General features: G+C 46.3%; 13 protein-coding genes. 10 read left to right on the plus strand and 3 right to left on the minus strand.

Annotation, left to right across the window (positions count from 1 at the left end; all coding sequences use genetic code 11):
- The first annotated feature begins 25 nt into the window (after positions 1-25).
- The 3 genes from NB463_RS05365 to NB463_RS05375 are packed head-to-tail and all read left to right on the plus strand — an operon-like array spanning position 26 to position 1,992.
- Positions 26-538, plus strand: coding sequence for a hypothetical protein (locus NB463_RS05365; protein WP_124007321.1), 513 nt, complete (start codon positions 26-28; stop codon positions 536-538).
- Positions 483-878 carry a hypothetical protein gene (locus NB463_RS05370; RefSeq protein WP_258430463.1) on the plus strand — a complete coding sequence of 132 codons (396 nt, stop codon included), beginning with the start codon at positions 483-485 and terminating at the stop codon, positions 876-878. Before NB463_RS05365 ends, NB463_RS05370 begins: the two co-directional genes overlap by 56 nt.
- Before the next feature lie 43 nt (positions 879-921).
- Positions 922-1,992 carry an AI-2E family transporter gene (locus NB463_RS05375; RefSeq protein ID WP_139059543.1) on the plus strand — a complete coding sequence of 357 codons (1,071 nt, stop codon included), beginning with the start codon at positions 922-924 and terminating at the stop codon, positions 1,990-1,992.
- Positions 1,993-2,010: 18 nt separating this feature from the next.
- Here NB463_RS05375 and NB463_RS05380 read toward each other — a convergent pair whose 3' ends face one another.
- Together NB463_RS05380 and NB463_RS05385 are read right to left on the minus strand one after the other, a co-directional pair.
- Entirely contained in the window at positions 2,011-4,458 is a 2,448-nt protein-coding gene (locus tag NB463_RS05380) for an EAL domain-containing protein (RefSeq protein ID WP_258430461.1), read from the minus strand.
- Positions 4,459-4,649: 191 nt separating this feature from the next.
- Positions 4,650-5,558: a DMT family transporter gene (locus NB463_RS05385; RefSeq protein WP_006741770.1), complete on the minus strand. Its 909-nt coding sequence runs from the start codon at positions 5,556-5,558 to the stop codon at positions 4,650-4,652.
- 168 nt (positions 5,559-5,726) lie between these two features.
- On the opposite strand from NB463_RS05385, the gene rmuC reads away from it, so the two are divergent.
- From rmuC to tatC, 7 genes are all read left to right on the plus strand, one after another.
- Complete coding sequence (gene rmuC, locus NB463_RS05390; protein WP_258430460.1) at positions 5,727-7,259, plus strand: DNA recombination protein RmuC; 1,533 nt, start codon at positions 5,727-5,729, stop codon at positions 7,257-7,259.
- 78 nt (positions 7,260-7,337) lie between these two features.
- Positions 7,338-8,117 (plus strand): bifunctional demethylmenaquinone methyltransferase/2-methoxy-6-polyprenyl-1,4-benzoquinol methylase UbiE, encoded by a 780-nt coding sequence (gene ubiE, locus NB463_RS05395; RefSeq protein ID WP_005379210.1) that lies wholly within the window; start codon positions 7,338-7,340, stop codon positions 8,115-8,117.
- An 11-nt stretch (positions 8,118-8,128) separates the two neighbouring features.
- Positions 8,129-8,764 (plus strand): ubiquinone biosynthesis accessory factor UbiJ, encoded by a 636-nt coding sequence (locus NB463_RS05400; protein WP_258430459.1) that lies wholly within the window; start codon positions 8,129-8,131, stop codon positions 8,762-8,764.
- Positions 8,761-10,395 carry a ubiquinone biosynthesis regulatory protein kinase UbiB gene (gene ubiB, locus NB463_RS05405; protein ID WP_104974618.1) on the plus strand — a complete coding sequence of 545 codons (1,635 nt, stop codon included), beginning with the start codon at positions 8,761-8,763 and terminating at the stop codon, positions 10,393-10,395. Before NB463_RS05400 ends, ubiB begins: the two co-directional genes overlap by 4 nt.
- 52 nt (positions 10,396-10,447) lie before the next feature.
- Positions 10,448-10,693, plus strand: coding sequence for a Sec-independent protein translocase subunit TatA (gene tatA, locus NB463_RS05410; protein ID WP_005382958.1), 246 nt, complete (start codon positions 10,448-10,450; stop codon positions 10,691-10,693).
- A gap of 3 nt (positions 10,694-10,696) precedes the next feature.
- Positions 10,697-11,095, plus strand: coding sequence for a Sec-independent protein translocase protein TatB (gene tatB / locus NB463_RS05415; RefSeq protein WP_005382959.1), 399 nt, complete (start codon positions 10,697-10,699; stop codon positions 11,093-11,095).
- Between the two features lie 68 nt (positions 11,096-11,163).
- On the plus strand, positions 11,164-11,916 hold the full coding sequence (gene tatC / locus NB463_RS05420) for a twin-arginine translocase subunit TatC (protein ID WP_161444522.1): 753 nt from the start codon (positions 11,164-11,166) through the stop codon (positions 11,914-11,916).
- A gap of 462 nt (positions 11,917-12,378) precedes the next feature.
- Here tatC and NB463_RS05425 read toward each other — a convergent pair whose 3' ends face one another.
- Positions 12,379-13,140, minus strand: a complete 762-nt coding sequence (locus NB463_RS05425) for a TatD family hydrolase (protein ID WP_085343369.1) — start codon at positions 13,138-13,140, stop codon at positions 12,379-12,381.
- Positions 13,141-13,246: the final 106 nt, after the last annotated feature.

Here is a 13,246-nt window from a genome sequence, read left to right on the forward strand (position 1 = left end):
CACATAACAGAAGGCGAGGGTTCCAATGAATAATTCCGGACAAGTCACCAACCAGCAACCGGGCTCGGCCGCAGCAGACAGCGGTCGAGCCCCAAGTGGGGCAGAAGAGCAGGATATCCAACAAACCATCAATGGTTTGAGCAGTATTCTTTCACAACTGGACCAATTGACTCAATCGCTGAAAGCGTGGTCGGGTTCAACGTTGGATTTGTTCCTCTTGGAGGTGAAAATTAATGCGTCCGCAGCGCGACAGATTTTGCTGTGCACCATTGTTTTTACCTTATTGTCGGTATTGTTCGTGTTCAGTTTGTGCCTTGCTTCTGGTGTGGTGGCTTATCAGCTGACCGCTAACGTGTATGTTGCCGTGGGCGTATTTATTGCGTCCTTAGGTTTGGCATTATTGTCTTTAGCTTGGTGGCAGAAGCGTTTAGTTGGTTTCCTTGGATTCAAAAATACGACAGAACAGTTGCAGGAGGGGTGGGATGCGCTCGCTACAAAAGCTCAATCGAGCCATGCGAATCAAGCGGATGGAAGGTAAGGCATCTTTAGAGCAATGCTGCTTGTCGATGGAAATGTTCACGTTTATCACTAAGAAGTTTGTGAAAGAAAACCCTTGGACGACGCTAGGTATTAGTGCTGTCGTTGCTGTTACCGCTGCCAAAGCGGGTCGATTGTCTCGACTGACTTCCTCTATCTCTTCCATGGGGCTATTGGCGAGTAGTGTCTCCGAACTGACGGATTCGCTTGCCAAGCCAGTTATGGCAGCGTCTTCTAACCAGTCGGGCGTAGAACAAGATCAAAATGCTGAACCACAAGCAAGCACTACTGCTTCGACAGAAGAGACCGCGACAGAAACAGAAGTCGAGCATCCCCAATAATGGCTTTCGCCGATAATCATTCTTACCGACCTTGAGCCTTTTTATGACAGCGAAATTGAATATTCCTGCCAACACCGCGATTGGTGCAACCCTTCTTGTCTTATTGCTCGTTCCTGGGCTGTATTTTGCTAAGCCAATCTTGTTACCTATTGTGCTTAGTACCTTTATTTCTCTGTTATGCAGTCCTTTCATTAATTATCTTGAAGACAAAGGTTTACCGCGCGCGATTACCGTCGTGGTGACTCTGTCATTCTTGGTTGGTGCTTCAATTATTGGCCTTGCTGCCATGTCGGAGCCAGCTAAGCAGTGGTGGTCTGAACTACCCAGTATCGTGAAAAATGTGTCGCAAGAAGTGAGTGAAGTGACTCAAGCCTCGGCGGATCACCTTAATACGCCGCTGAATATTGCCAGCGATATGGGTATGGATGAAGTCGGGAATAACACCGTATTTTCTTTGGTGAAGACACTCGCGACCACGACGCCGACCATTTTGACACAAGCGATGATCGTGCTGTTTATGGTTTATTTTATGCTCAATCATGGACGCAGCTTATTTCGAAAGTCAGTGTCGTACTTGCATGGGTTTGCCAAGCAGCGCCAAGCGATTGAACTGGTCAAAGCACTACAGAAAGACCTATCTCGATACATTGGCACCATCACTTTAGTGAATGCGGGGCTAGGGTTGAGTGTTGGGGCGGTGTTTTTTGTTTTAGGCCTTGAGGACCCGTTCTTGTGGGGCGCGTTTGCTGGCGTGATGAACTTTGCGCCGTACCTCGGCCCAGTCATCTCCATGGTGAGTTTCGGTTTTGTGGCTTATCTGCAGTTGGAGTCGGCCAGTTTTATGCTCACTGTGGTGTCTATCTATTTGTTGATCAACTTGATTGAAAGTCAGTTTGTCACGCCAACGTTATTAGGGAAAAGGTTCAACTTAAATCCGTTAGTGATCTTCGTTTGGCTCGTGTTCTGGGGTTGGCTTTGGGGCGGTATGGGGCTATTAATTGGTGTACCGCTATTGGTCTGCATTAATATTTTGGTTGAGCGTCTAGAGCTGTGTCAATCAACTCAAAGTCAACCAAGCCAAACCATCCCCGAGGATGTGGCTCCACGAGAATGACTTGGGCGACAAGCTGGCTCAACGAAAAAGTTCTTCCGCACTTACTGGTCGGCTAAAAAGATACCCTTGACCGTAAACACAGCCTTTTTCGAACAAGTAATCGGCTTGCTCCTGAGTTTCTATTCCTTCCGCTACGACTTTCAATGACAGTGTTTTGCCCATGGCGATAATCGCATTCACAATCGCATTGCTATCACTATTACTGGGTACATCACTGACAAACGAACGATCAATTTTCAGCTTATTGATGGGTAAACCTTTCAAATAAGACAAAGACGAATAGCCTGTGCCGAAATCATCCAGAGAAATCTCGATGCCTAACCCTCTTAGTTGATTTAACGACGCAATGGCTTGTTGAGGGTCGATCAGTAAAAAGCTCTCGGTGATCTCCAAATCCAGCCGTTGAGCAGGAAAACCGGTTTGATTGAGGATATCGCTCAATCTCTGAATGAAATTCGATTGCTGAAGCTGTAATGCAGACACATTAACCGCAATTCTGCCAAACTCAATGCCTTGCTTCAGCCAAGCATTTCCTTGCTGACAAGCGTTTAGCAAGACCCACTCGCCAATGCTTTGGATAAGCCCCGTTTTTTCTGCAATTGGAATAAAGTCGGCTGGTGGTACAAGGCCAAATTCGGGGTGCTGCCAGCGTAATAAGGTTTCAACGCCAACAATCGCATGTTGCTCCAAGTTATATTGTGGCTGGAACTCTAATCGAAGTTGCTGCTTTTCTATCGCTTGATGTAAAGCAGATTGAATGCGCACATGGGATACCGATTTATCGGTTAAATCTGGCGAGTAAAACGCGTAGCCGTTGCGCCCATTTTTCTTCGCTAAGTACATTGCCGTATCAGCGTTTTTGAGTAAGGTTTCGCTGTCTTGGCCGTCTCTTGGGTATAAGGCTATGCCAATACTGGTCGAGACGCGCAGTGAATCGTGATTTGCCAAGTCGAACGGTTGTTGGAAAACGCTGAGAATATCGCCGACGGTTTCCAGCAAAGCCACATCACTGTGGACGTCCGGCAAAATGATCACGAACTCATCGCCGCCAATACGAGCCACATGCGCATTTAAGTGAAGAATATCTTGCAGACGGATAGCCAACTTAGACAGCAACTGATCACCACAAAAGTGACCCATGCTATCGTTAATGTGCTTGAAATGGTCGATATCCAGAAATAGGGTGGCAAACGTCTGTTGGTTCTTGTGCCCGGTTTCAATGTGTTGCTCAAGCAAGCTAAGTAAATGGGTGCGATTAGGTAGATTCGTTAACGGATCATAAAAGGCCATGCGCTGCAGTTTTTCTTCGTGCGCTTTACGCACGGAAATATCTTCAAATACACAGATGTAGTTAATGAGATGATTTTTATCGTCCATTACGGCACTAATGGTCGCTAACTGCGGGTAAATGCTGCCATCTTTCTTTCGGTTGATGAACTCGCCTTTCCATTGACCTTTGGTTTCGAGCTGATGCCACAACTGTTTATAGAAGCCTTGGTCATGATGACCAGAGCGCAGAATTCTGGGGTTCTTTCCAATCACCTCTTCAGAGCGATAGCCGGTGATTTGAGTAAAGGCTGTGTTTACATCAATGATGTTGGCATTGCGATCAGTAATGACCATGCCTTCTTGTGAGTTATTAAAAATTTTGGACGCCAATGAGAGTTGCGTTTCGACCATTTTCCGGCGTGTGATGTTGCGCGTCATGCCCAGAATACCAATTAAGTTTCCGTCATTATCACGAACAGGAGACTTAATGGTTTCTAGCCAAGTTGGGTTATTGTTTTCATCAATTTGGCGGCATTCTTCGACGATGTTCAGCGTGCCTGTCGCCACGACTAAGTTATCGGCCTCAATGAACTTCTCTGCTCGTTCGTGGCTAAACAGTGCGAAATCGTCTTTGCCGATGATCTCACTGTTGGTCTTTTGCCACGCATTTTCTACGCTTCGGTTGGTCATCGAATAAAGACCATCCATGCCTTTTATCCAAATATGGTCTTCAAGGCAGTCGATAAACTCTTGCAGCGTCGGTAATGGTGTGGCCGCTGCAGTTTGATGGCGTGTTCGTTCTTGCTGGTAGTGTGAGCTGACATCAAAGCTCATTCGCCCCACTAATGCACTCAGCCAAGCAGACACTACCGTGATTTGATCGTCAGGGTGAGTCAGCGCCAATACGGCAAACAGATCACCATTTGGTAGCCAAATTGGACCTATGCTCAAGGTTTGCTGTCCAAAGGATGTGTGGCTTATCGTCAAGTCTGTCGGTGTAAATTGTTCGGCAACTTGCACTACCACTTCGACGATAGCGCGATGATTTTGAGCCGAGGTGGACACCTCAGTTGATAGCCACTGCTGGGTATCGCTCAGAGTATAAAGTTGTCCCTGAGCTTGAGTAGCATCACAGCATTGTTGCAGAGCCTGTTGCCAGTCTGCCATCAAAGGCGAAGGAATAGCGAAGCGAAACATAATTAATAACGTGTCCTGAAGCGCCCAAAGATAGTGGTATTAGAATCTAGCTTAAGCTATTGGGCCGTGTTGGTATCGTATCCAACGCTTAGGTAATTCCCAGCAGCGTAAGGCGCTTTCTATCATTAAACTGTTAGCTATATCTCTTTTTTATCCAACTCATTGCATCGTTTATTGAGGTTTTTTGTTCATTATTGAGAAGTGCTCATGGCTTTGGTTTTTTTACCCCACGATACTTGTTGGACCACTAATCCACTGATGATCAGTATTAAACCAATCAAGGTTGATGGATGAATTTCTTCACCAATGATGGTTGCCAATAGCATCAGTGAGATGAATGGCGAAGCAAAGATCAGATTACTGATGCGGGCTGTGTTTTGCGTCGATTTGAGGGCGCTCAGCCATAGGACGAAAGTGATCCCCATTTCAAATAGCCCGACATACGTCACCGCTGCCCAGCCTTTAATTGAGATTGCCTGCCAGCTCGCACCTTCATAAATACTTAAACCAATGGCAAATGGAATAGCGACCAAAAAACCAAGTAAGACACCAACCACAGGGTCGGCCTTATTTTTGGTGTTTAAAATCCAGTAACCAGCCCACAACAGTGTCGATAGCAGCGCTAGCCCCACGCCCAACGGGCTCTCGAATTGCATGCCGAGAACATTGCCCTGTGTGGCAATCACAATCACGCCTACATAGCTAAAACCGCAAGCGAGCCAATCTTTAGCACGGATCTTCTGCCCTAAGAAAACAGCAGCCATTAGCGTCAAGGTAATGGCCCAGCTGTAGTTGATCGCTTGGGCTTGGGATGCAGGCAACAAGTCATACGCTTTAAAGAGAATGACGTAATACGCCAAGGGGTTAATCAACCCAAGCAGTAGGTAATACCAAGGGTTTGAGAGGAAGGTGGCACTTAACTGGCCCAACTTGCCTTGCACACCACAGATTATCGTCAGCGCAATCGCAGAGACGATACTGGCAATGCACAGCATTTGGATTGGCGTAAATTCTGCCAACGTGAGTTTAAATGCGGTTGCAACGGTAGACCAAAGTAATACTGCTGAGAGCCCAAATCCTAGGGCGCGACGCTCGTTCATGATGCCTCTGCGTGATGATGTGCCGCTCGGTTTGGTTCATTTGAGCGGAAGAAAGAATATTATAGGAAAGCCTAGTGTATGCGAGGATTTTTCATCCAACAAACTGGACATTTATCCAGTGTCTAAATACCATTGTTATAGATACAAAACACAGGCTAACTCGCTATTATGCAATGGATTCTTGAGTACCAATCTCTCATTCTCTCTTCTCTTTGCGCTGCCACGCTTAGTGGTGTCGCCGTCGGTTGGTGGGTGAAACAGCGTTTTATCACCCAAACTCAGCTTCTCGAACAACAACTTGTTTCAGAAAAGCAGCTTCACCAACAGCAGCTTGAACAGGTTAAACAAAGCCTTGCCGATGCCCAGCAAGAGTTGGATGAATTAGATGATGAGCGCGATAAAGCCGCGTTTGAAGTGCGTCAAACGCACGGAAAGCTGATGGCAGCTATGGAAAAACTGCGTTACTTCGAGGCCGTAAAGCAAGAGCGCCAGCAATATTTTGATGAGCTTGGTCAAATGCGTGAACACAAATCACGTCTAGAAACGCAGCTGCGTGAACAGCAAGCTCGCCATGAGCAAATTAGCCAAGCTAATGCCGAAAAACTGCAAATTTTAGAACAAGCAGAAGCACGCTTGAAACAACAATTTGAGCACTTGGCAAATCAACTGTTTGAAGAAAAAACCGCGAAGGTCGATTTGCAAAACCGTCAGAGCTTAGAAGGCTTGTTGTCACCGCTTAGAGAACAGTTAGAAGGGTTCAAAAAGCACGTTAATGACAGCTTTAGCCAAGAAGCTAAAGAGCGCCATACCCTAGTGCATGAGCTGAAAAACCTGCAACGTTTGAACGAGCAAATGACGCGCGAAGCGGTTAATTTGACCCAAGCGTTGAAAGGGGACAACAAGCAGCAAGGTAATTGGGGCGAAGTGGTGCTCGCTAGGGTACTTGCCGAGTCGGGACTGCGTGAAGGGCACGAATATCAGACTCAGGTGAATTTGCAAAATGAAGCAGGCAAGCGCTACCAACCTGATGTGATTGTTCATCTCCCACAAAACAAACAAGTGGTTGTGGATTCCAAAATGGCGCTGGTCGCCTATGAGCGCTATTTCAACGCCGAAACTGATGCCGAGCGAGACCAGGCTTTGAGTGCGCACTTAGCCGCACTGCGTGCTCACATTAAGGGTTTAAGCATGAAGGACTACCACAAACTCAAAGGTATTCAGAGTTTGGACTATGTGCTGATGTTTATTCCGGTTGAGCCTGCGTTCCAAGTTGCGATTCAAGCCGATCCAAGTTTGATCAAAGACGCGATGGAGCAAAACATCATTTTGGTGAGCCCAACAACGTTGCTGGTGGCACTGCGCACCATTGATAATCTATGGCGTAATGAACGCCAGAACGAAAACGCCAAAATGATTGCGCAGCGCGCGACAAAACTCTACGACAAATTACGATTGTTTGTAGACGACATGGAAGGGCTCGGCGGTGCGCTGGATAAGGCGAATCAAAGCTATCAAGGCGCAATGAACAAGCTTGCCACAGGGCGCGGGAATGTGATTCGTCAAGCCGAAAGCTTTAAGCACCTTGGGGTTGAAATCAAACGACCAATTTCTTCTGACCTCGCACAGTTAGCGCAGAGTGATTCATTTTCAGAAAATGACCCGTTAGTAGAAAGACATCCGGCTGAGGATAAAGTAAACTAATCGCCCGCAGTGCAGTGGGCGATTTTATTTGTCAGCAAACGCCCCGCAGAGAGAAAGCGCTGCCTAAGAGGAATTAGAATGACGGACACAAGTTTGCAATCCAATACAGCGTTAGAGAATGAAACCACCCACTTTGGTTTCTCTACAGTGGCAAAAGACGAAAAAGTGACTAAGGTTGCCGAAGTATTCCACTCCGTGGCAACAAAATACGACATCATGAATGACCTGATGTCTGGTGGTATTCACCGCCTTTGGAAGCGCTTCACTATCGATTGTAGTGGCGCTCGCCCTGGCCAACGTATTCTTGACCTAGGTGGTGGTACGGGTGATTTAACGGCGAAATTCTCGCGCATTGTTGGCGATGAAGGCCATGTCATCCTTGCCGATATCAATAACTCAATGCTTAACGTTGGTCGCGATAAACTGCGTGACAACGGTATTGTGGGTAACGTGCATTACGTTCAAGCCAACGCAGAAGAACTGCCGTTCCCTGATGATTATTTTGATGTTATCACCATCAGTTTTTGTTTGCGTAATGTGACTGACAAAGACAAAGCGCTTCGTTCAATGTTCCGCGTACTGAAGCCAGGCGGCCGTCTATTGGTGTTGGAATTTTCAAAACCAGTGCTAGAGCCGTTATCGAAAGTATACGACGCATATTCATTCCACTTGTTGCCGAGAATCGGTGAGCTAGTTGCGAATGACTCAGAGAGTTACCGCTACCTAGCGGAGTCAATCCGTATGCATCCAGACCAAGAAACGCTGGAAGGCATGATGCAAGACGCAGGTTTTGAAAACACCAAATACTACAACTTAACTGGTGGTATTGTGGCTTTGCATCGCGGTTATAAATTCTAAGGGTTAACGGCATGCCATTTGAACCACTTATCACCGCTGTGATTGAAACGTCACTGAATACTCTGATCAAAGACGACCCTGAATTGGGCCGTCGTTTAGCACGTCTAAAAGGTCAAGTTATTCAAGTTCACCTGAAAGAGATCAATAAAACACTGACGTTCGTTTTTAGTCAGCAAATTGATGTGCTCGGTCATTACGAAGGGCAGCCTAACTGCTACTTATCGCTCAACTTGAGCGTGTTGCCAGAGCTGCGTGACCAGGCCAACATCACTCGCCTTATTAAACAAGATAAACTTGAGCTTGAAGGCGATATTCAATTGGCGCAGAAATTCTCTCAGTTGATGGTGGATTGCAAGCCAGATGTTGAAGAGTGGTTGTCTCGCGTAACTGGCGATGTCGCCGCACATACCTTTGTACAAGGTTCAAAAAACATAGGCAACTTCCTCGCATCTCAAGCAGAGAAACACCAGCGTCATCTTGCGCAAGTAGTGACTGAAGAGTGGAAGTTGGCACCTGCTCCTCTAGAAGTGGCGTATTTTTGCGACCAGGTTGATGAGGTTCGCAGCCAGGCTTCTCGCCTTGAAGCTCGCTTGACTGCTTTGCTGAATAAGCTGGATGCAGATAAGCCGGCATTGGAGAAACCATGACGCCAGCAGAACTAAAGCGCTTATACCACATCGCCAAAGTACAATTGGAATACGGCTTAGATGAGCTGCTTCCCGATCACCAACTGACCAAAGCTCCGTTATTACTGCGCAAAAGCTTGTTCTGGATTAAGAACAAGCATCCAGAAAAACCACTTGGTGAGCGCCTGCGTTTAGCGTTGCAAGAGCTGGGGCCAGTTTGGATTAAGTTCGGTCAGATGATGTCAACGCGCCGTGACTTATTTCCTCCGCACATTGCTGATCCCCTGGCTTTGCTTCAAGACCAAGTGGCGCCATTTGATGGTGAGCTAGCAAAAAAGCAGATGGAGCAAGCATTAGGTGGCCCGTTAGAAAACTGGTTTACCGAGTTTGATATCAAACCACTGGCGTCAGCATCGATTGCTCAGGTGCATACTGCGCGTTTAAAAGACTCTAACCAAGAAGTGGTATTAAAGGTTATCCGCCCAGATATTCGCCCGGTCATTGATTCAGATCTAAAACTGATGCACCGAATGGCGCGTATAGTCGCCGGAGCGATGCCTGAAGCACGTCGTTTGAAACCGGTTGAAGTTGTACGTGAGTACGAGAAAACATTGCTTGATGAACTCGACTTACGACGTGAAGCGGCGAATGCCATTCAGTTGCGCCGCAACTTTGAAGGCAGCGAAGAATTGTATGTTCCTGAAGTTTTTCCTGACTTCAGTAATGAAACTGTCATGGTTTCTGAGCGAATATATGGCATTCAAGTCTCTGATATTGAAGGCTTGAAAGCAAATGGCACCAATATGAAATTGCTCGCGGAGCGCGGCGTGAGTGTGTTCTTCACTCAGGTGTTCCGAGACAGCTTCTTCCATGCCGATATGCATCCGGGGAACGTGTTCGTCAAACCAGAACACCCAGAGAACCCAATGTGGATCGGGCTAGATTGCGGAATCGTTGGTACACTTAATAGTGAAGACAAGCGTTATCTGGCGGAAAACTTCCTGGCGTTTTTCAATAGAGACTACCGCCGAGTTGCGGAGTTACATGTGGACTCAGGATGGGTGCCTGCCGATACCAATGTCGATGAGTTTGAGTTCGCGATTCGTATTGTGTGTGAGCCTATTTTTGCTAAGCCACTGTGCGAAATCTCCTTTGGTCATGTGCTGTTGAATTTGTTCAACACGGCACGTCGATTCAATATGGAGGTTCAGCCACAGCTTGTATTGCTGCAAAAAACGCTGCTGTACGTGGAAGGTCTTGGTAGGCAGTTGTACCCTCAGCTTGATTTGTGGGAGACCGCAAAACCATTCCTTGAAGAATGGATGATGAATCAAGTTGGGCCGCAAGCTTTGGTGAATGCGATTAAAGATCGCGCGCCATTTTGGGCGGAGAAGCTACCGGAACTACCAGAGCTGCTTTACGATAGCCTGAAACAAGGTAAAGCGATGAACCAACGCATGGATCAGCTTTACCAAGGGTATCGTCAGAGCAAGCGCCAGCAGGCGACAGGAAAGTTTTTATTTGGCGTTGGCGCCACTTTAGTCGTATGCTCGGCAATATTGGTGAACAATGCTTTTGAGCAGCTTTCGTTGGCCAGCGGTATCGCCGGTGTCACATTTTGGCTGCTTAGTTGGCGAGCTTATCGTCAATAGACGTTAAACTCTTGAAATATTTTTGTTTATTTAAAGACCCGAGGTAAAGAGAATGGGTGGTATCAGTGTTTGGCAACTTCTAATCATTGCTGTAATTGTTGTATTGCTATTCGGAACTAAGAAACTACGCGGTATCGGTGGCGATCTGGGTGGTGCCGTTAAGGGCTTCAAAAAAGCGATGAGCGAAGATGAACCTGCGAAAAATGACAAAGACGCAGACTTCGAACCAAAAAGTCTAGAAGAGCAGCAGAAAAAAGAAGCTGCTCCTGAAACGAAAAAAGACAAAGAGCAGGCGTAAAACGTGTTTGATATCGGTTTTTGGGAACTGGTATTAATATCTGTTGTTGGTCTGGTCGTTCTTGGGCCGGAGCGTTTGCCTCATGCTATTCGCAGCGTGTCTCGCTTTATCGGTGCCGCTAAGAGTATGGCAAATAGCGTCAAAGACGAATTGTCACACGAGCTGAAAGTCCAAGAGCTGCAAGAAAACTTGCGCAAAGCAGAGCAAATGGGGATGGATGATTTGTCCCCTGAGTTGAAATCTTCAGTCGAAGAATTGAAGAAGGCAGCGCAATCTGTAAATCGTCCTTACGCAAAGAACACCGATTCAGAGGCTGAGCCTGTAAAAACAGAGCCAGCAGCAGAAAAGGTAGAGAAAGCGGAAGAGAGCAAGGTTACAGCGGCAGATAAGAAAGCCGAATAGTCTCATTAGGAGGAGCTACTAGTGATTGGTAGCTCCTTTTTGATCTGGTTTTTAATAAGAGGTTTGCCATGTCTACCGTCGAGCAGACACAACCTTTAATTAGTCATTTGTTGGAGCTTCGCAACCGACTACTGCGTTCAATCCTTGCAGTGTTGGTCGTGTTTGTTGGACTAATTTATTTCTCTAACCACATTTACGAGTTTGTTTCCGCACCTTTAGTGGAGCGTCTACCTGAAGGCGCAACCATGATTGCTACGGATGTGGCTTCACCCTTTTTCACGCCACTGAAGTTGACGTTAATCGCTTCGGTATTTATTGCGGTGCCGTTTATTTTGTATCAAGTTTGGGCCTTTGTTGCTCCTGGCTTATACAAACATGAGCGTCGTTTGATTATGCCGTTGCTGTTTTCCAGCTCACTGCTGTTTTATTGCGGTGTGGCATTTGCGTATTTTGTGGTGTTTCCACTAGTGTTTGGCTTCTTTACTGCTATCTCATTGGGTGGTGTAGAGTTTGCGACCGACATTTCTAGCTATCTCGATTTTGTCCTAGCACTATTTATGGCGTTTGGCATCGCGTTTGAGGTGCCTGTTGCGATCATTTTGTTGTGTTGGACTGGTGCCACCACTCCAGAAGATCTAAGACAGAAACGGCCTTATATCATTGTGGCGGCGTTTGTCGTAGGTATGGTGTTAACGCCACCAGACATGATCTCGCAAACCTTACTCGCTATTCCGATGTGTTTACTGTTTGAAGTCGGTTTGTTCTTCGCGCGCTTTTATACTCGTCGAAGCGAAGAGGCAGAAGCGGAAACCGAAGAATAAGGCTAATCTAGATGTGAAAAGCGGCTCAATTGAGCCGCTTTTTTTTTGCGGTTGGTTTGTTTCTTGGGCTAATTACTTAACTTTCATGACGTAACCACACTTTGTGCATACGTATACTTCCTTGATGCCCAGCAGCTTTTGAAAAAAACTGCGCGGTACGCGTTGTAAGTAAGCACCATGTGTACACACTTCAACTTCCATATTCATGCTGTTTTACATTTGTGCTAATTAATGGGCATAAAGCAGTATAGAAAAAGAATATGTCTAATTGTCGACAGTTTTGCAAAACAGACGAAGTAAAGTGGCGATATGAGAGGTAAGTAGAGTTGCTAGTTAATTATTATGTTTATCAATAGCTTTGTGTGGGTTGTTCTATTATTTCAATAGGTTGAATCATTCATTCAATAGTTTAGGTAATAAAAAAGCGACGTTGATTTCGTCGCTTTTTTCAATTTTCGTGAATTAAATATTAAACAGCTTTTTGGCATTTTCAGTCGTTATTGCATCGATAGTTGCGACATCGACATCACGCAAGTCGGCAACACGTTGTGCAACGAGAGAAGTGTAGGCTGGTTCATTACGCTTACCACGGTGCGGCACAGGCGCTAAGTATGGACAATCGGTTTCTAAAATGACCCACTGCATATCCAAATGTGGAATGACTTTATCCATCCCGCCATTCTTAAAGGTCGATACGCCACCCAAGCCTAAGTGGAAGCCTAGCTCATTGATTGCTTGCGCTTCTTCTAAACTGCCTCCAAAACAGTGGAATACACCACGCAGACGACCATCTTGCTCTTGTCTTAGCAAAGTGAGTGTTTCTTCAATCGAATCACGAGTGTGGATAACGACTGGTAAATCCATCTCTTTTGCCCAGTTAAGTTGAGCTACGAACGCCATCTCTTGCTCGGCGCGATAGGTTTTGTCCCAATACAGGTCGATACCAATTTCGCCCACCGCAATAAACTTGTGTTTCTCAAACCAGCCGCGGATGACTTCCAACGTTTGCTCAACGTTGTTATCCACATAGCAAGGATGGAGTCCCATCATTGAGTGGCACACGTCTGGATACGCCGCTTCGGTTTGTAGCATGGGCTCAATAGAGTCCAGATCGATGTTTGGCAACAGGATCTTATTAATGCCTTGCGCTAAGGCGCGTTGTACTACTTCATCGCGGTCGTTATCAAATTCGCTGGCATAGATGTGCGCGTGGGTATCGATCATCGTTACTCTCTGTGCTTCATGGTTGGTTTCGTATTCGAAGTATACTTGAGTGTGAGTGCTGGGTCATTTTCAGTTTTTTTCATTACCTTTTTCCAGATTGTCACTC

This window comes from Vibrio sp. RM-41-2B (genome assembly GCF_024744415.1).
GTDB lineage: Bacteria > Pseudomonadota > Gammaproteobacteria > Enterobacterales > Vibrionaceae > Vibrio > Vibrio diabolicus.

What these genes read in the sequence shown, in the direction of transcription:
- NB463_RS05370 (WP_258430463.1), top strand. Translation starts at nt 483, where the DNA reads ATGCGCTCGCTACAAAAGCTCAATCGAGCCATGCGAATCAAGCGGATG.
- tatA (WP_005382958.1), top strand. Translation starts at nt 10,448, where the DNA reads ATGGGTGGTATCAGTGTTTGGCAACTTCTAATCATTGCTGTAATTGTT.
- NB463_RS05385 (WP_006741770.1), bottom strand. Translation starts at nt 5,558, where the DNA reads ATGAACGAGCGTCGCGCCCTAGGATTTGGGCTCTCAGCAGTATTACTT.
- rmuC (WP_258430460.1), top strand. Translation starts at nt 5,727, where the DNA reads ATGCAATGGATTCTTGAGTACCAATCTCTCATTCTCTCTTCTCTTTGC.
- ubiE (WP_005379210.1), top strand. Translation starts at nt 7,338, where the DNA reads ATGACGGACACAAGTTTGCAATCCAATACAGCGTTAGAGAATGAAACC.
- NB463_RS05365 (WP_124007321.1), top strand. Translation starts at nt 26, where the DNA reads ATGAATAATTCCGGACAAGTCACCAACCAGCAACCGGGCTCGGCCGCA.
- NB463_RS05425 (WP_085343369.1), bottom strand. Translation starts at nt 13,140, where the DNA reads ATGATCGATACCCACGCGCACATCTATGCCAGCGAATTTGATAACGAC.
- NB463_RS05380 (WP_258430461.1), bottom strand. Translation starts at nt 4,458, where the DNA reads ATGTTTCGCTTCGCTATTCCTTCGCCTTTGATGGCAGACTGGCAACAG.
- NB463_RS05400 (WP_258430459.1), top strand. Translation starts at nt 8,129, where the DNA reads ATGCCATTTGAACCACTTATCACCGCTGTGATTGAAACGTCACTGAAT.
- NB463_RS05375 (WP_139059543.1), top strand. Translation starts at nt 922, where the DNA reads ATGACAGCGAAATTGAATATTCCTGCCAACACCGCGATTGGTGCAACC.
- tatC (WP_161444522.1), top strand. Translation starts at nt 11,164, where the DNA reads ATGTCTACCGTCGAGCAGACACAACCTTTAATTAGTCATTTGTTGGAG.
- ubiB (WP_104974618.1), top strand. Translation starts at nt 8,761, where the DNA reads ATGACGCCAGCAGAACTAAAGCGCTTATACCACATCGCCAAAGTACAA.